This window comes from Stenotrophomonas sp. STEN056, from assembly GCF_056759635.1.
Map to the genome: position 1 here is coordinate 12,660 of NZ_JBRRDL010000004.1, position 16,601 is coordinate 29,260.

Below are 16,601 nucleotides of genomic sequence, written 5' to 3' on the forward strand. Positions count from 1 at the left end.
CCTGACTTTTTTGCAGAGGTGTAAGGATGGAATTCAAGGATTACTACGCAACGCTGGGCGTGGAGCCCACCGCCGGCGATGCGGAGATCAAGACCGCCTACCGGCGGTTGGCACGCAAGTACCACCCGGACGTCAGCAAGGAAGCCGGCGCCGAAGACAAGTTCAAGGCTGTCAACGAGGCCTATGAAGCGCTGCGCGATCCGGCCAAGCGCAAGGCCTATGATCAGCTGCGCGCGCAAGGTTATCGCCCCGGCGAAGAGTTCCAGGCACCGCCGGGTTTTGGCGGCGGCCAGGGCTTTGATTTCGAGGAAGTATTTGGCGGCGCGGGTGCCGGCGGCGGCTTCAGTGATTTCTTTGAAAGCCTGTTCGCCCGCCAGCGTGGCGGCGGTGCTGGCGGTGCGCGTGGTCGCAATGGCTTCGGCGGCAGCGCCGGCCCGCAGCCGATGCGCGACACCCGCGCCAAACTGTCGGTGCCGCTGGAGGCCGCCTACAACGGCGACAGCCTGCGCATCACCGTGGATGGCCGCCAGCTGGACGTGCGCGTGCCCAAGGGCATCCGCCCGGGGCAGGTGATCCGCCTGACCGGGCAGGGCAGCGGCGGCGGCAATCTGATGCTGGAAGTGGAATACGCCGCGCACCCGCAGTTCGAGGTGGACGGCCTGAATATCCTGTACACGCTGCAGGTCACCCCGTGGCAGGCCGCGCTGGGCACCAGCATCAGCGTGCCGACGCTGGGTGGTTCGGTGGAGCTGAAGGTGCCGGCCGATTCGGACAGTGGCCGCAAGTTGCGCCTGCGTGGCCGTGGCCTGCCGGGCAAGCCGGCCGGTGGCGACCAGATTGTCGAACTGGAAGTGGTGGCGCCGGTGCCGGAGAACGAGGCCCAGCATGCGGCGTATCGCGAACTGGCAAAGGCGTTTGGCGATAGCGTTTGAGGATGAAGTTTTGAGGTGAGGGTGAAGCTGGGCGGAGTGAATGATCGAGCGCAGCTGGAACACGCCCGCATCTCTAAGCGGAGTCCAAAGCACTCCCTTCTTCCGCGTGCGGGGTGAAGGCATGCGGCTTACGAGCCACCGGCTCGTGCATGACTGAACGCCTCGCACGCTGTGCGAGGCCGGGGCGCGGAGCGAGGTGCCCCGAAGGGGCGGATGAGGGGAGCTTTTGCTCTACGTGCGCTAAAGGCGGCCCTCACCCCAACCCCTCTCCCGTATGAACGGGAGAGGGGCTTCAAAGTCAGAGGGCTTCTGGGCTCACTTGCCCGGCACACGCAGCGCCTGCTCCAGCGCTTTGGGATCACCATCGTTCGGCTGGGCGGTGATGCCGATCAGCCGGGTCAGCAACGGATACACGTCCACGTTGTTGAACGCGGTCAGTTGCTTGCCCTGGGCAAAGGCCGGGCCGCGTGCGACGAACACCGCCTGCATCGACGGCAATGCCGGGTCGTAGCCATGCGAACCGCTGTTGCCCGGCGGGCGCTTGGCGAGCATCTGCGCGGTGATTGCATCCCAGCCTTCATCCATCTGGCAGACGATGGCCGGCACCCGCGGGTTCTGGCCGTAGTGCCAGCGCGGCGGCAGCTGCGCCTTGTTCCAGCATTCGTAGTGCGCATGACGACCGAGCAGGGCGCGCTCGGCTTCGGCTTGTTTGCCGGGTTGGGGCATGAAACCGACCGACTGGCCAATGGACACCACGCGCGCGATGTCCGGCGCGACCATGTCTTCGGGCGTGATCACCTGATCCTGCTTCACCGTTGCCATGCCGTGGTCGGAGACGACCACGATGTTGGTGTGATCGAGTGAGCCATCGCGGGCCATGCCGTCGATCAACAGGCCGATGGCAGCGTCCACCTGGCGCAATGCTGCGGCGTATTCGGGGGATTCCGGGCCGTATTTGTGGCCGGCCTTGTCCACGTGCTCCATGTAGGCAGCGACAAAACGCGGCTTGATCCCGTCCGGTGCGCCCTGCAGCCATGACAGCACCAGCTGCATGCGTTCGGGCAGGGGCACGCTGTCGTCGTACGGGTGGCGCTGCTGTGCCTGGAAGCCGTGGGTCGGTGCTTCGCTGCCGGGCCAGGACCAGGTGGCACTCTTGTAGCCGGCCTTTTCGACGCTGACCCAGAGCGGCTCGCCGCCTTCCCACCATGCGGGATTGCGCACGGCCGCGCGATTGTCCACACGGAAGTCGCCCAGCGCGTCGTCGCTCATTGCGTTGTGGATCAGCCCGTGGTGATCGGGGCGCAGGCCGGTGACCAGTGTGTAGTGATTGGGGAACGTCAGCGACGGATAGGAAGGCCGCATGCCTGCCGAGCGCACACCTTCGCGTGCCAGCCGTGACAGGTTGGGGCTGTTGCCACGGTCGAGCATGTCCGCGCGCAGCCCGTCGATGGACAACAGCAGCACCGTGGGCGTGGCAGACGGTGATGGAGAGGATGGCGTGGGCGACGTTGCGCACGCGGCGAGCAGGGCACAGGTCAGTGCCGCAGCAGGAAAACGTATGGAAATCATCGCGCCATGATAGTTCGAGCGTGTGACGCTTTGGCGTTTTGGGGGCGTTGGGACGTGGGGTTTGAAAGGGTAAGTGGGGGATTGCGTGTGAGGAGCGCGGGGCGACTGTGAAGGGCACCCCTCCCCAACCCTCCCCTTCGCTGCGCGAAAGGGATGGGATTAAAAGCAACGGCGCTCGTACTCATGTACGCACCGCACCTGCACGAGCACCTGTACGAGCAAGCCCGCACGTCGCCGCGATCCGCCCCCCTTTCGCGCAGCGAAGGGGAGGGTTGGGGAGGGGGTGTTTCTGCTTCTGTGCTTGCTGGCTCAGTTCCTGATCACCAGACCCAAGCCAGCAACTCAAGAAAACAAATCGGCTACCTGATCTTCCATATCAATCCCTTCCAGCTTCAACAGCGCCACCTTGGTTGGCAGGCCGCCGCCGAAGCCGGTCAACGCGCCGTTGTTGCCGATCACGCGGTGGCAGGGCAGCACGATGGGCAACGGGTTGCGGCCATTGGCAGCGCCAACCGCGCGCGTGGCGGTGGGCTTGCCGATGCGTTCGGCCAACTCGCGGTAACTCCAGGTGGCGCCAAACGGAATCTGCGCCAGCATCTGCCAGACATCGAGCTGGAAATCGGTGCCGGCCGGCGCCAGGAGCAGGTCGAAATGGCGGCGCTTGCCCTGCAGGTATTCCAGCAACTGCCGTCGCGGTTCGGCGACGAAATCGGCATCGTGCTGCCACTGCTCGCGGCCCTTGGCGTCGTGGCGGTTCTCGGCGAACAGGATGTGGCGCACGCCGTTTTCATCGGCGGCCACGGTGAGCGGGCCGATGGGGGTGTCGAAGCGGTCGTAGTAAATGGTCATGGTTGCGATTCCTTGTTGGGTTCGGCGGCCAGGTGCCAGAGGTGCAGTACCGCGTAGGCACGCCAGGGGCGCCAGGCCTGGGAGCGGGCTTCGGTCTGTTTTTCGCTCAGGCGCTGGCCTTCGCCCAGCACCTGCTGCAGCACCAGGTCGCCAGCGGGGAAGGCGTCGGGCATGCCCATCGCGCGCAATGCCATGTAGTGCGCGGTCCACGGACCAATGCCGGGTAGCGCGGTGGCCTGCTGGATGAAGTGCTCCAGCGTCTGTGCACGACTGAAATCCAGGCGGCCTTCGGCACAGGCGCGTGCAACCGAGCGCAAGGTGGTGGCGCGCGTGCGTGGCAGGCCGATGGATTCCAGCGGTGCATCCACCAGCATGGCGGGCGCTGGAAACTGCCGGTCCAGGCCTTCGGGCATGCCGGGCAGGTGCTCGCCGAAACGGTCCACCAGCCGCCGCGCCAGGGTGGTTGCCGCAGCCACGCTGACCTGCTGCCCCAGCACCGCGCGTGCCGCCACTTCAAAGCCATCCCAGCCGCCGGGAATGCGCAGGCCTGGGCGTTGGGCGATGCCGCGAGCCAGCAGCGGCTCGTGGTCGAGTGCGGCATGTACCGTGGTCAGGTCGGCATCCAGGTCGAACACCCGCCGTACCCGCGCGACGATGGCGGGGATGGCGCGGGGGTCGGTGGTGCCCAGTTGCAGGCGCAGCTCCGGGCGCCGGGCATCGGCAGTGACGCGAATCAGGCTGGTGCGGCCATTGGCGACGATCACCCGCTGGTAGCTGTCCTCACCGATGCACTCGATGCCGGGCAACGAGCGCTTGCGCAGGAACGCGAGCATGGCGGTGAAATCCAGCGGAGGGCGGTAGGCCAGGCGCAGCACCGGCTCGCCACCATCCACCGCACCGTGCTGCCGGCGCAGCGCGCTGGGCGGCATGCCGCAGCCTTGCAGGAAAGCGCTGTTGAAGCGGCGCAGGCTGTTGAAGCCAGCGGCCAGTGCAACCTGGGTGACGGGCAGGGCAGTCTCGGTCAGCAGCTGCTTGGCCAACAGCAGGCGCCGAGTGGAATGCAGCTGCGCCGGGGTGGCGCCGAGGCGGGCAACGAACAGGCGCTGCAACTGGCGCGCACTCAGGCCCATTGCCGAGGCCAGCGCGGCGGCGGACTGGTCCTGCAGGATGCCTTCGTTGAGCAGGGTCAGGGCGCGGTGCAGGGTGTGGTCATGCAGCAGGTTGGCGTCGTCGGGCGACAGCTCTGGGCGGCAGCGCAGGCAGGGCCGGTAGCCGGCGGCCGTGGCAGCGGCCGCGCTGGGGTAGTAGCTCACGTTCCTGGGCCGTGGTGGCGGCGCCGGGCACACCGGCCGGCAGTAGATGCCGGTGGAGCGCACCGCGGTGAAGAACAGCCCGTCAAAACGCGCATCGCGCGCCAGGCGCGCCTGCTCGCATTGGTCGTGGGAGGGCATGGATGAAGTGTGCATGGGCGCAGTCTAGGCGCGTTGCCGGTGTCGTACTGGCCAATTCCGGACATCAATGCTCAGGACGATCCGTTGTTTAGCAGGGATTGCAGCGGGAGCAGCCATCGGCACTAGACTGTGTGCTTTCCCGGCGCACGTTGCGCCCTTGCACGGATCCCATTGCTGCCCATGTTGCCCAGATTCTGGTGGTCGCCGTTGTTGTGTCTCGGGCTGTTGGCCTGTAATCGCCAGGAGCCTGCCGGCAGGCAGGTGACGGACCCGGCAGTGGCCCTGGCCGCCGATGGCGACCACATGGTCTCGATCAATGCCGCCGACGCGCCGGCCCCGGTCGCCCCGGTGCTGCCGGCCAAGGACAGTGAATGGCCGGAAGTGATGCTGGAGAACGGCAAGGCCTGGGTCAGCTGCGATACCGATTACGCGGGTGAGGTGGGCGACGGCGTTGCCCTGGAAACCCTGGACCGCGCCGCCGTGGACGCGGCGCTGGCGCCCTGCAAGGAGCGTGGGCTGGTGCGCGTGCGCTATGCCGGCAAGATCAACCCCTCGTTCACGGCGCTGGTGTCGCGGCTGGCGGTGGTGGCCGATGCGATGAAGATCAGCCGGCGCATTCTTGACCTGGATTCCAGCGGCGGGCAGGTGGAAGCGGCGATCGTCGCCGGTGACAGCATTGGCGAGTCGGGCTGGACGATCTGGGTACGCGAAGGCTCCATCTGCCACAGCGCCTGCGTGTTCGTGCTGGCCGCTGGCGACAACCGGCTGATCTCCGGCAAGGTGGGCATCCACCGCATGATGCGCATCAGCTCCACGGCCACCTCGCGGGCGGAGTTGAACAAGGAGCTGCACGCGGTCTACGACAACGTGAAGGACTACCTGCAGCGCAACGGCGTGGCGGTGGGCGTGGCCGACCTGATGATGACCGTGCCCAACCGCAGCCTGCGCCTGCTGACCAATGACGAGCTCAAGCAGTTCGGCCTGGATGGCACCAACGCCGTGCAGGACGACCTGGAGCGCATCAAGCAGATGCGCAAGTGTGGCGATGACTTCGTGCGGCGCAAGGACGCTTTCCTGATCGCGTTTGACCGTGAATGCAAGGTGGAAGGCGCCGACCTGGAAGCGGTCAACAGCTGTGGCCAGACCTTGAAGGAGCGTTTCGGCTTCCCGGACGATGTCTGCCCCGACGAAAGCCCGCTGTCGGAAATCGACACGGCGCTGCTGGTGCTCGAGCCGGTTGCCGCGCCGCTGACGGAGGCGCCGGCCAGTGCCCCGGCCGGGGCGCAGCTGGCTGTACCCTCGCAACCGAACTGAATCGGCCGGATGTGCGGTCGGTCGCATTTCGTGTTTGGATGACGGTTCCGTCCGACCGGACAGCGTCATGGAGAGAGCTATGCGTCCCAGTGGTGTGCTGATGGTGTTGTCCCTGTGCCTGCCTGCCGGCGCGCTGATGGCGCAGAGCCCGTCGCCGGCGGCTCCCAATGCTGCGGCAACGGCGCCGACAACGGCAGGCGCGGCGAATCCGGCCTTGAATGTGGCGCAACAGGCGCAGTTGGCCCGGCAGGACGCGGAAATGACTCAGGCCGCCCAGCGCGTGGCGCAACTGGTCGATGCCAACCAGGCCGCGCAGGTCTGGGATGGCGCCTCGTCGGTGGCCCGCAAGGCAGTGACGCGTGACCAGTTTGCCAGCAACGTCAATGCCGACCGCAGCCGGCTCGGCGGCCTGGTTTCGCGCGGCAAGCCCTCGATCACCCGGGTGCAGTACCCGGCTGGCGCAGCGGTGCCGGAGGGTGTCTACGTCAACGTCAGCTTCCCGACCCGCTTTGCCAACAATGCACAGCCGGTACGCGAGCTGGTCTCGTTCCGGCTGGACGAGGACAAGGTCTGGCGCGCCTCCGGTTACAGCCTGCGCGCCGCCAACAACTGACGGCAGGCGTGAAGTGTTTTGGGAACGGGCACCGAAAGGTGCCCGTTTCTTTTTTGATGGACTGGGCCTGTAACAGCCGGCGGTTGGCGTTTCCCTCGGTGCTCGCCAGGTGCTGACACGCCGTTGAGCCCTCTGCCGCACGCTTGCTTAGGCACTTCTGCCGCCTACCTGATCCAGATCAATGTTTCCTTACACCAGCCTGTTTAGGCTTGCTGCCCAGTGCCATGGCGGAGTCTGAAATGCGCAAGGTGGATGTACTGGTGGTGGGGGCCGGCCCGGCCGGGTTGAGCCTGGTCCGCAGCCTGGCGGGCAGCGGTCTGTCGGTGGCTGTGGTCGAACCGCAATCGGCGGCGGCGTTGGCCGAGCCGGCCTTTGATGGCCGTGAGATCGCACTCACCCATGCATCGCACCAGGTCATGCAGGCCATGGGGCTTTGGCAGCGCATTGACCCGGCCGAAATCTCGCCGCTGCGCAGCGCCCGGGTCATGAACGGCACCTCGCCGTTTGCGCTGGGCTTTGCCGCGGAGCGTGAAAACGTGGACCAGCTGGGCTGGCTGGTGCCCAATCACCTGATCCGCCGTGCGGCCTGGGAGTCAGTCCAGGGCCAGGCCGATCTGGAGGTGCTGGACGGCACCTCGGTGACTGCCATTGAAACCGGCAGTGGCGACAACACGGTCACCCTGTCCGACGGCCGGCGCCTTGCCGCGCGCCTGGTGGTGGCCGCCGACAGCCGTTTTTCCGCGACCCGGCGGATGATGGGCATCGGCGCGCAGATGCGTGATTTCGGCAAATCGATGATGGTCAGCCGCCTGCAGTGCGAGCGTTCGCATCGCAATGAAGCCTGGGAATGGTTCGGTTACGAGCGCACCCTGGCCATGCTGCCGTTGCCGGGCAACCAGGCATCGGCGGTGATCACCCTGCCGCCGCAGAAGATCCAGGCATTGCAGGCCATGGACGAGGCGGCGTTTGGCCGGGCCGTCACCGGCTTCTTCGAGCGTCGCCTGGGCGACATGCAGCCGCTCGGCACGCGCCATGTGTATCCGCTGGTGGGCGTGTATGCGCGCCGCTTCGTTGGTCACCGCTACGCGCTGGTGGGGGATGCCGCCGTTGGCATGCATCCGGTCACCGCGCATGGTTTCAACTTCGGCCTGCAGAGCCAGCAGCGGCTGGCGCAGCTGATCAACGAGGCCGCGGGGCAGGGCGGGGATATTGGCGCGGCGGCGCTGCTGGCCCGCTACGAGCGCGGGCATCGCCTGGCGACACGGCCGTTGTACGAAGCCACCAACGCCATTGCCACGCTGTACAACGACAGCCGCCTGCCGGCCCGGCTGCTGCGCGGGGCCGCGCTGCGGGCCGCACACGGGGTGGTTCCATTCAGGAAATTGATTGCCGGGCACCTGACCCAGCGCATGGCCTGACGCTGCCTGCAGCGGAGGCTGGGTCGTGCGGTTTTGCCGGCCGCTGCGAATGCCTGCACCCGCATCACGGGCACAAGGCAGGTTTCGCGGCCGAGGCGGCGGCGGTGGTTACCCGGCGGCCAGTACGCGGATGTGGACCTCGCCCAGCACCACCGTTTGGCCCGCGCGGATTTTGCAGGCCTTGCGCAGCTCGACCTCGCCATCGACGCTCACCTGGCCTTCGCCGATGATCATCTTGGCCTCGCCACCGCTGGAAACCAGGTCGGTCAGCTTGAGCAGCTGCTTCAGTTCCACGTATTCGCGGTCGAGTTCAAAATCAATGGTCTGCATGGGCTTCACGGCGGGAAAAACGGGCGCTATTGTGCGCCAAGCGCCTGCATTCGTGTGGCGCTTCAACGGCGGCGGCGTGGGCGCCAGCTGAACGGGAATCGATCCCTACGCGACAGCGAGGGGTTTCAGGGCGCACAATATGCGTCTTTTCGCCCGCCCGTTCGCGGCGGTGCCCCCGGAGTTCCCATGACCCAAGAATCCCCCGCGCCGCTGCTGTTTGCAGATCTCGGCCTGTCAGAGCCTGTGATGAAAGCCGTAACCGCCGTCGGTTACGAGTCGCCGTCGCCCATCCAGGCTGCCACCATTCCAGCCATGCTGGAAGGTCGTGACGTGCTCGGCCAGGCGCAGACAGGTACCGGCAAGACCGGCGCCTTTGCGCTGCCGGTGCTGTCCAACATCGACCTTTCCGCCACCAAGCCGCAGGTGCTGGTGCTGGCCCCCACCCGTGAGCTGGCCATCCAGGTGGCCGAAGCGTTCCAGAGCTATTCGGTGGCCATGCCCGGCTTCCGCGTGCTGCCGGTGTACGGCGGCCAGCCCTACGGCCAGCAGCTGTCCTCGCTGCGCCGTGGTGTCCATGTCGTGGTCGGCACCCCGGGTCGCGTGATCGATCACCTCAACCGCGGCACCCTGGATCTGTCCGAGCTGAAGACGCTGGTGCTGGACGAAGCCGACGAAATGCTGCGCATGGGCTTCATCGACGACGTCGAAGCCGTGCTCAAGAAGTTGCCGGAAAGCCGCCAGGTGGCGCTGTTCTCGGCCACCATGCCGCAGCAGATCCGCCGCATCGCGCAGACCTACCTGCGCGAGCCGGTGGAAGTGACCATCGCCTCCAAGACCACCACCTCGGCCAACATCCGCCAGCGTTACTGGTGGGTGGCAGGCATGCACAAGCTGGACGCGCTGACCCGCATCCTGGAGGTGGAAACCTTCGATGCGATGATCATCTTTGCGCGTACCAAGGCCGGCACCGAGGAACTGGCCGGCAAGCTGCAGGCGCGTGGCCTGGCCGCGGCCGCCATCAACGGCGACATGCAGCAGGCCCAGCGTGAGCGCACCATCGGCCAGCTGAAGGAAGGCAAGCTCGACATCCTGGTCGCCACCGACGTGGCCGCGCGCGGCCTGGATGTGGAGCGCATCAGCCACGTGCTGAACTACGACATCCCGTACGACACCGAAAGCTACGTGCACCGTATCGGCCGTACCGGCCGTGCCGGCCGCAGCGGCGAAGCCATCCTGTTCGTGACCCCGCGCGAGAAGGGCATGCTGCGCCAGATCGAGCGCGCCACCCGCCAGCCGATCGAAGAGATGCAGCTGCCGAGCGTGGATGCGGTCAACGACCACCGCGTGAGCAAGTTCATGGAGCGCATCAGCCAGACCCTGGCCGCCGGCGACACGGACTTCTATCGCGACCTGGTGCAGCGTTATGAGAACGAAAACAACGTGCCGGCGGTGGAAATTGCCGCCGCGCTGGCCAAGCTGCTGCAGGGCGATGCCCCGTTCCTGCTGAGCACGCAGCCGCGTGACCGCCAGGAGCGTCCGCAGCGTGATGGCGGCTTCCCGCGTCACCGTGAAGAGCGGGGTGAGCGTGGCGAGCGTCCGTCCCGTTTCGAGCCGCGTTTCGAGCGTGGCCCGCGTCAAGACGACGGCATGCGCGCACCGCGTCCGCCGCGTGGTGAAGGTGAGTTCGGTGAGCGCCCGCGTCGCGAAATGCCGCCGCGCAGCGCGCCGGAAACCGGCATGGAAACCTACCGCATCGAAGTGGGCCACAGCCATGGCGTGAAGCCGGCCAACATCGTCGGTGCCATCGCCAACGAGGCTGGCCTGGAAAGCCGCTACATCGGTCGTATCGACATCCACGACAGCCATTCGGTGCTGGACCTGCCGGCAGACATGCCCAGCGATGTCCTGCAGCACCTGAAGAAGGTCTGGGTATCGGGCCAGCAGTTGCAGATGCGGCGTGTGGAAGAGGGTGAAAACCTGAATTCCCCGCCCTCGTCCAAGCCGCGTTTCGACAAGCACAAGCCGGGCGGCCGCCCGGGGTTGCGCCCGGGTTCGCCGGCAGCGCATCCGCGCCGTGATGGCTTCAAGCCGCGCGGCCCGCGCAATTTCTAAGGGTTGCGAGCAACCCGGCTGACCAGACAACCCTGCCAATGCAGGGTTGTCTTTTTTGTGCCCGAACAAAGGCAGCGGGCGGGATCCCACCCACGTGCCAGCGGCCCGTCGCTGTTCGCCTGACAATCGGCGTCTTCACGTGCCGCCATCCCCCTGTTGTTGCGATAATCCACCCGGTTGCGTCGGGGGATGCACAGAAGGGAAGTCATGGCGGACGGCGGGGGGGCAAAAGCAGGGCGCGGTGATGGTGCGCGGGGGGTACAGCGGCTGCTGATGCTGTTGGCCTTGCTTTGGCCGTTGCTCGGCATGGCACAGACGATGCAGGTGGACCGTGACTACCTGCTGCTGGGCGAAGCCACCGACCAGCAGGCCCCGACACGCGCCTGTACTCCCGACATCCTTGCGCGGCTGAGCAACGTCATCCAGGTGCCGCCGCCGGCGCAGGGCTGGCCCGGCGCACCGCAGGCGGTGGACGTGTTCAACGTGTTTGCCGGTGAGGTGATGATTTCCCACGGCGAGCGCCAGGTGTGCGGCCACATGCAGGATGCCCGCACCCGCGACTCGCGGTTCCGTGCGGGCATCGGCATGGTGATGGTGCCCAAGGCCGGCAATACCGATCCGATCCTGGTGGCATGGGAGCCGCCGCTCAAGCCGGGCTGGATTCCCACCGTGCGGCTGGGTGCGCCCAGCCCGGTGCAGCAGACCGACACCGCCCGGCTGTTGATACGCACGGCCTGCATCGCCATTGCCCTGGCCCTGGCTCTGTCGGCCTTGATGGGCTACTTCACCACCCGTGGCCGCGATTTCCTGACCTACACGCTGGTCTGCGGATTGCTGGTGGTCTGGCAGTCGATCCTCAGCGGGCTCAGTGGCTATCCCGAGCCGTGGTTGCCGGTGGGCCGCGCCGCGCCGGTGTGGATGGTGGCCGTTTCGGCACTGAGTTACGGGGTGATGATCTGGATGCTGTGGCGGCTGTGCGGTGGTCGCAGGGTGATGCGCGGCGCACGACGCTGGATTGCCTGCCTGGCCGCCGTGCTGGCGCTGGTGGCGGTGCTGACGCCGTTCATGCCCCGCTACCTGCTGGCGATGACGGCCGTTGCGTTGGACGGGCTGTTCGCGGTGGCCTGCGTGATTGCCCTGGGCCTGGGCCTGGTGTCGCTGCGCCGTGGCTATTACCACGTGCTGGACGGCATCGTCGCGCTGGTGCCGCTGTTGCTGTTGATGCTGGCCGATATCTCGGGCAACCCGCTGTTGATCGAATACCGGGTTGAAGCGGTGCAGCTGACGGTGACCTGGTTCCTGATGATGTCGGCCTATTCACTCAACCGTGGCCTTGGTCACATGCGGCAGCAGCGCGATGAAATGCGCCAGCTGGCCGACACCGACACATTGACCGGGCTGCCCAACCGCCGCGCCGGCCTGCGCCAGCTGGAGCGCTACCTGCTCGAAACACGTGCGAACGGCCAGCCGTTGTCCATCGGTTTTCTGGATATCGATCTGTTCAAGCAGATCAACGACCGCTACGGCCACGATGTCGGCGACCAGGTGCTGGTGTCGGTGGCGCGTACGCTGGAGGCGAGCGTGCGCAACCGCAGCGACGTGATCCGCATGGGCGGTGAGGAGTTTCTGATCCTGCTGCCCGGCAGCAGTTCCGATGCGGCCCTGCCGCGGCTGGAGCAGTTGCGTGAGCGGGTAAGCCAGCAGGCCAGTGCGCTCGACCATGAGGGCCTGGTTGTCACCTCCAGCATTGGCCTGGCCGAGCTGCAGCCGCGCGATGGCGACGTTGCCGCCTTGCTGCGCCGCGCCGACAACGCCATGTACCGCGCCAAACGCAGTGGCCGCAATCGCGTGGTGGATGCGCGCGATGAACCCCTGGCCGACTGAACCTGCCGCGCGCTGTTCGGGGCGTGGGTGATGGCGGATAATCCGCCGATGACAATCCGACTCAACAAGCACATTGCCGAAACCGGCTTCTGTTCCCGCCGCGAGGCCGACCGTTTGATCAGCGAACGCCGCGTCACCGTCAACGGCATCGCCGCCGGCGCCGGCGCGGTGGTGGGCGAGGGCGATGAAGTCCGCGTGGACGGCCAGCCATTGCGTGCGCGCGTGGTCCAGAAAAGCACCGGCCGCAAGCATGTCTACATCGTGCTGAACAAGCCGGTGGGCATCACCTGCACCACCGAAAGCGCGGTCAAGGGCAACATCGTCGATTTCGTCGGGCACGAGCAGCGCATTTTCCCGATTGGCCGCCTGGACAAGGATTCCGAAGGCCTGATCCTGATGACCAGCAATGGCGACATCGTCAACCAGATCCTGCGCGCGGAGAACGGCCACCAGAAGGAATACCTGGTGGCGGTGAACAAGCCGGTCACCGACGAATTCCTGCGTGGCATGGCCCGTGGCGTGCGCATCCACAACCAGATGACGCTGCCATGCCGCACCTCGCGCATCGCCAAGTTCGGCTTCCGCATCATCCTGGAGCAGGGTTTGAACCGGCAGATCCGCCTGATGGCGGCCGAGTTCGGCTACCGCGTCACCCAGTTGCGCCGCGTGCGCATCGACAACGTCAAGATTGGCGCGCTCAAGCCGGGCCAGTGGCGCAACCTCACCGAGCAGGAACTGCGCGGGCTGCTGCCGCAGCAACAGAACTGGTGAAGTGTGACTGCCTCACCGCGCCTTGCGTGCGGTGAGGCTAGACTCTCCCGCGTTTGAGAAGGCGAGGAACCTCGCCGGGCCCGGGAGCTGCGCAATGATCAAACCGCCAAAGCCCGTCAACGAAGCGGCACGTCTGGCCGCGCTGCAGCGCTATCGCATTCTCGATACTGACCGCGAACCGGCGTTTGATGACTTGGTGACCATCGCCCGCACGTTGTGCGGGACGCAGATGGGCGCGGTGACCTTGATTGATCGCGACCGGCAGTGGTTCAAGGCGCTGCAGGGGCTGGAGGCCGAGCAGACGCCCCGGGACGAGGCGTTCTGTGCCCACACCATCCTGCATCCGCTGCAGCTCACCGTGGTGGAAGACGCCCGCCAGGACGCCCGGTTTTCGGGTAATCCGTCGGTCTTGGGTGAGCCCCATATCCGCTTCTACGCGGGCGCACCGCTGCTGAGCAGTGATGGCCAGTCGCTGGGCTCGCTGTGCGTGTTCGATTCAACTCCCCGGCGGCTCAATGGCCCGCAGGCCGAAGCGCTGGCCGCCTTGTCCCGGCAAGTGAGCAAGCTGCTGGAAATGCGGGTGCTGCGGCGGCAGATCGACCACCACCAGGCCGAGCACGAGTGGTACGAGGCGCGCCTGGCCGAGTACTACCAGCAGCTTGAACAGACCAACCTGGAGCTGTCGGAACAGACCCGCACCGATCCGCTGACCGGCCTGCCAAACCGGCGTGCGCTGGCGGCGGCGTTGACCGAGGCGATCGAGCGCGGCACCGCGGTGACGCCGGCGGTGGCCATCGTCGATATCGACCATTTCAAGATGGTCAACGATATCCACGGACACGATGAAGGCGACCGCGTGTTGACCGAACTGGCCGCAGCATTGCGCGCACAGTTTGCCGGCCGTGGCATGGCGGCCCGCTTCGGCGGTGAGGAGTTTGTGATCCTGATGCCGGAGACAACGCTGCAACAGGCCGAACTGCAATGCCAGTACCTGCGTGAATCGGTGGGCCTGTTGCCGGTGGGCTTGCCGATCACGGTCAGCATCGGGCTGGCCTCACACCGCCCCAGCGAAACGCCGCAGGACACCCTGCGCCGCGCCGATGCCGCGCTGTACCAGGCCAAGCACCAGGGCCGTGACCGGGTGGTGCTGGCCGACTGAGGTATGGCCGGGGGCGTCGCGCTTGCTGCGACACCGCTCGGCTATGCTGCCTGGAATCCTTGCGTTCAGAGAATCTCTGATGCTGCAGACCTTGGCGGTTGCCAATTATCGTTCGTTGCATGAGCTGGTCGTGCCGATGACCCGGTTGAACCTGGTTACCGGCGATAACGGCAGCGGCAAATCCAATCTTTACCGAGCGTTGCGCCTGCTGGCACAGACCGCAGGCAATGGCGTAACCAGCGCACTGGCCGCCGAGGGCGGATTGGAATCTGCCTTGTGGGCGGGGCCGGAACGGATCAGTCCGCGCATGATCGCCGGCGAAGTGCCGGTGCAGTGCACGGCGCGCACTGAGCCGATATCGATACGGCTCGGCTTTGCCGCTGAGGAATTCGGCTATGCGATTGATCTGGGCTTGCCGGTGCCGAGCAGGTCGATGTTTGACCGTGATCCGCAGATCAAATGTGAAAGCCTGTGGGCGGGCCCGTTTCTGCGGGCCAGCAATGTGCTGGTCGAGCGCCGTGGCAACGTGGTGCGGCGACGTGCCGGGCGCGGCTGGGAAATAGTGGATGAACACCTGTCATCTTTCGACAGCGTGTTCGGCCAATTGGCCGACCCACAGCGTATGCCGGAGGTGCTGGCGCTGCGCGAGTACATCCGGCGGTGGCGGTTCCATGATCATTTCCGCTCGGATGCTGCCGCACCCGCGCGGCAACCATGCATGGCTATCCGGACTCCGGTGCTCAGCGATGACGGGCACGACTTGGCCGCTGCCTGGCAGACCATCATCGAGATCGGCGATGACGCCGGGCTGCAGAGTGCGCTGGACGACGCGTTTCCCGGCGCGCGGGTGGTGATCGAGAGCTGGGACGGACGGTTGTCACTGAAGTTCCAGCAGCGGGGCCTGTTGCGCCCGCTGGCGGCTGGCGAACTCTCAGACGGCACCTTGCGCTATCTGCTGCTGATCGCCGCTCTTTACACGCCGCGCCCGCCGCCACTGATGGTGCTCAACGAGCCGGAAACCAGCCTGCATCCAGACCTGTTGCCGGCGTTGGCGCGGCTGATCATCAAGGCGTCCACACGCAGCCAGTTGTGGGTGGTGTCGCATGCGTCGCGGTTGATCGCCGCGCTGCAGGAGGACCCCGCCTGCAACGCGATTCGCCTGCACAAGGAATTCAGCCAGACGCGGGTGTGGGGCGTGGGCAATCTCGAAGCGCCTGCGTGGTACTGGCCGCAGCGCTGATCAGTCAGCCGGCGTATTGCCGCTGGCGGCGGTAGCCGCCGGCCGAAGGCGGTTGAGCAGGGGGTGCAGGAAAACACCGCCGACGATGATGGCCACGCCCAGGTAGAACTGCGCGGTCAGTTCCTGCTGTTCGCTCAGGAATACGGCCGCCAGCAGAACCGCGTAGACCGGCTCCAGGTTGGTCACCAACTGCACGGTGTATGCGCTGAGGTGGCGCAGCGCGACCAGCGCCAGCGCAAACGGCAGCAGCGTGCACAGCCCGGCCAGCGCCAGTAGCAACATGCCGTCATGCAGGTTGGGCAGTACCCACAGGTCGCTGGCCAGCGCCGGCAATACGAACGGCAGGGCGGGCGCCAGCAAGGTCAGGGTAAGCGTGCCTGCGCCCAGCTCCAGTGCGGTAACGGTCAAGGGATCGGCGTGGCTGACCAGGCGCTTGTTGAACGAGCCGAACAATGCCACCAGCAGGGCCGAAACCGCACCGACCGCCACGCCCAGGCGCATGCCGTCGGGCACGCCGCCCACCACCAGGGCCACGCCCGGCAGCACCACGATGGCCAGGGCCAGTTCCTTCATCTGGAATGGCCGCCGCGCAATCCACGGCTCGATCACCGAAGTGAACACCGGCGCCAGGGCAATGCAGGTGGCGGCCACCGAGGCGTTGGCCAGCTTCACCGAGCCGTAGAACGTGAGCCAATGCAGCGCCACCAGCGCACCGACGCCGGCGTAGCCCAGTGCGAGCTGCGGCGTGAGGGTGGACAGCCCGCGCCACACCCGTGGCAGCAGCGCCAACATGGCTACCACCAGCAGCATGCGCCACCACACCAGCGGCAGCGCGGGCAGGGTGATGAGCTTGCCGAGGATGGCGGTGACGCCCCACAACAGCACGCAGAAATGGATTTGAAACAGGGCTTTGCGGGTATCAGGCGTCGACATGCGGGAATTGTCGCCGAAGTGCCTGT

General features: G+C 66.4%; 14 protein-coding genes. 9 read left to right on the forward strand and 5 right to left on the reverse strand.

Annotated features, from left to right (window positions below; translation table 11 throughout):
- Nucleotides 1-26 precede the first annotated feature (26 nt).
- Nucleotides 27-932, forward strand: coding sequence for a DnaJ C-terminal domain-containing protein (locus tag ACVOLO_RS03310; RefSeq protein WP_481568857.1), 906 nt, complete (start codon nt 27-29; stop codon nt 930-932).
- A gap of 315 nt (nt 933-1,247) precedes the next feature.
- Here the strand turns inward: ACVOLO_RS03310 and ACVOLO_RS03315 are convergent, their stop codons facing one another.
- The 3 genes from ACVOLO_RS03315 to ACVOLO_RS03325 form a co-directional block, all read right to left on the reverse strand.
- Entirely contained in the window at nt 1,248-2,501 is a 1,254-nt protein-coding gene (locus tag ACVOLO_RS03315; protein WP_481568858.1) for an alkaline phosphatase family protein, read from the reverse strand.
- 342 nt (nt 2,502-2,843) lie between these two features.
- On the reverse strand, nt 2,844-3,350 hold the full coding sequence (locus tag ACVOLO_RS03320; protein WP_481568859.1) for a methylated-DNA--[protein]-cysteine S-methyltransferase: 507 nt from the start codon (nt 3,348-3,350) through the stop codon (nt 2,844-2,846).
- Nucleotides 3,347-4,816, reverse strand: coding sequence for a DNA-3-methyladenine glycosylase 2 family protein (locus ACVOLO_RS03325; protein WP_481568860.1), 1,470 nt, complete (start codon nt 4,814-4,816; stop codon nt 3,347-3,349). Before ACVOLO_RS03325 ends, ACVOLO_RS03320 begins: the two co-directional genes overlap by 4 nt.
- A 165-nt stretch (nt 4,817-4,981) precedes the next feature.
- On the opposite strand from ACVOLO_RS03325, the gene ACVOLO_RS03330 reads away from it, so the two are divergent.
- The 3 genes from ACVOLO_RS03330 to ubiM all read left to right on the forward strand — a co-directional run bounded on the left by ACVOLO_RS03330 (nt 4,982) and on the right by ubiM (nt 8,146).
- A complete protein-coding gene (locus ACVOLO_RS03330) occupies nt 4,982-6,115 on the forward strand; it encodes a COG3904 family protein (protein WP_481568861.1) in 1,134 nt (377 codons plus the stop codon).
- 67 nt (nt 6,116-6,182) lie between these two features.
- Entirely contained in the window at nt 6,183-6,728 is a 546-nt protein-coding gene (locus ACVOLO_RS03335; protein ID WP_481568862.1) for a DUF4019 domain-containing protein, read from the forward strand.
- Between the two features lie 239 nt (nt 6,729-6,967).
- Entirely contained in the window at nt 6,968-8,146 is a 1,179-nt protein-coding gene (ubiM, locus tag ACVOLO_RS03340) for a 5-demethoxyubiquinol-8 5-hydroxylase UbiM (RefSeq protein WP_481568863.1), read from the forward strand.
- Nucleotides 8,147-8,254: 108 nt separating this feature from the next.
- Here ubiM and ACVOLO_RS03345 read toward each other — a convergent pair whose 3' ends face one another.
- A complete protein-coding gene (locus ACVOLO_RS03345; protein ID WP_481568864.1) occupies nt 8,255-8,476 on the reverse strand; it encodes an RNA-binding S4 domain-containing protein in 222 nt (73 codons plus the stop codon).
- 186 nt (nt 8,477-8,662) lie between these two features.
- Here ACVOLO_RS03345 and ACVOLO_RS03350 point away from each other — a divergent pair, with 186 nt between their 5' ends.
- From ACVOLO_RS03350 to ACVOLO_RS03370, 5 genes are all read left to right on the forward strand, one after another.
- Nucleotides 8,663-10,588, forward strand: a complete 1,926-nt coding sequence (locus ACVOLO_RS03350; protein ID WP_481568865.1) for a DEAD/DEAH box helicase — start codon at nt 8,663-8,665, stop codon at nt 10,586-10,588.
- 207 nt (nt 10,589-10,795) lie between these two features.
- Entirely contained in the window at nt 10,796-12,472 is a 1,677-nt protein-coding gene (locus ACVOLO_RS03355; RefSeq protein ID WP_481568866.1) for a sensor domain-containing diguanylate cyclase, read from the forward strand.
- Nucleotides 12,473-12,520: 48 nt separating this feature from the next.
- Nucleotides 12,521-13,243, forward strand: coding sequence for a pseudouridine synthase (locus tag ACVOLO_RS03360; RefSeq protein ID WP_481568867.1), 723 nt, complete (start codon nt 12,521-12,523; stop codon nt 13,241-13,243).
- Between the two features lie 94 nt (nt 13,244-13,337).
- Nucleotides 13,338-14,402 carry a GGDEF domain-containing protein gene (locus tag ACVOLO_RS03365; protein ID WP_481568868.1) on the forward strand — a complete coding sequence of 355 codons (1,065 nt, stop codon included), beginning with the start codon at nt 13,338-13,340 and terminating at the stop codon, nt 14,400-14,402.
- A gap of 79 nt (nt 14,403-14,481) precedes the next feature.
- Nucleotides 14,482-15,642 carry an AAA family ATPase gene (locus ACVOLO_RS03370; protein WP_481568869.1) on the forward strand — a complete coding sequence of 387 codons (1,161 nt, stop codon included), beginning with the start codon at nt 14,482-14,484 and terminating at the stop codon, nt 15,640-15,642.
- Here ACVOLO_RS03370 and ACVOLO_RS03375 read toward each other — a convergent pair whose 3' ends face one another.
- Entirely contained in the window at nt 15,643-16,575 is a 933-nt protein-coding gene (locus ACVOLO_RS03375) for a DMT family transporter (RefSeq protein ID WP_481568870.1), read from the reverse strand.
- Nucleotides 16,576-16,601: the final 26 nt, after the last annotated feature.

What these genes read in the sequence shown, in the direction of transcription:
- ACVOLO_RS03310 (WP_481568857.1), top strand. Translation starts at nt 27, where the DNA reads ATGGAATTCAAGGATTACTACGCAACGCTGGGCGTGGAGCCCACCGCC.
- ACVOLO_RS03315 (WP_481568858.1), bottom strand. Translation starts at nt 2,501, where the DNA reads ATGATTTCCATACGTTTTCCTGCTGCGGCACTGACCTGTGCCCTGCTC.
- ACVOLO_RS03320 (WP_481568859.1), bottom strand. Translation starts at nt 3,350, where the DNA reads ATGACCATTTACTACGACCGCTTCGACACCCCCATCGGCCCGCTCACC.
- ACVOLO_RS03325 (WP_481568860.1), bottom strand. Translation starts at nt 4,816, where the DNA reads ATGCACACTTCATCCATGCCCTCCCACGACCAATGCGAGCAGGCGCGC.
- ACVOLO_RS03330 (WP_481568861.1), top strand. Translation starts at nt 4,982, where the DNA reads ATGTTGCCCAGATTCTGGTGGTCGCCGTTGTTGTGTCTCGGGCTGTTG.
- ACVOLO_RS03335 (WP_481568862.1), top strand. Translation starts at nt 6,183, where the DNA reads ATGGAGAGAGCTATGCGTCCCAGTGGTGTGCTGATGGTGTTGTCCCTG.
- ubiM (WP_481568863.1), top strand. Translation starts at nt 6,968, where the DNA reads ATGCGCAAGGTGGATGTACTGGTGGTGGGGGCCGGCCCGGCCGGGTTG.
- ACVOLO_RS03345 (WP_481568864.1), bottom strand. Translation starts at nt 8,476, where the DNA reads ATGCAGACCATTGATTTTGAACTCGACCGCGAATACGTGGAACTGAAG.
- ACVOLO_RS03350 (WP_481568865.1), top strand. Translation starts at nt 8,663, where the DNA reads ATGACCCAAGAATCCCCCGCGCCGCTGCTGTTTGCAGATCTCGGCCTG.
- ACVOLO_RS03355 (WP_481568866.1), top strand. Translation starts at nt 10,796, where the DNA reads ATGGCGGACGGCGGGGGGGCAAAAGCAGGGCGCGGTGATGGTGCGCGG.
- ACVOLO_RS03360 (WP_481568867.1), top strand. Translation starts at nt 12,521, where the DNA reads ATGACAATCCGACTCAACAAGCACATTGCCGAAACCGGCTTCTGTTCC.
- ACVOLO_RS03365 (WP_481568868.1), top strand. Translation starts at nt 13,338, where the DNA reads ATGATCAAACCGCCAAAGCCCGTCAACGAAGCGGCACGTCTGGCCGCG.
- ACVOLO_RS03370 (WP_481568869.1), top strand. Translation starts at nt 14,482, where the DNA reads ATGCTGCAGACCTTGGCGGTTGCCAATTATCGTTCGTTGCATGAGCTG.
- ACVOLO_RS03375 (WP_481568870.1), bottom strand. Translation starts at nt 16,575, where the DNA reads ATGTCGACGCCTGATACCCGCAAAGCCCTGTTTCAAATCCATTTCTGC.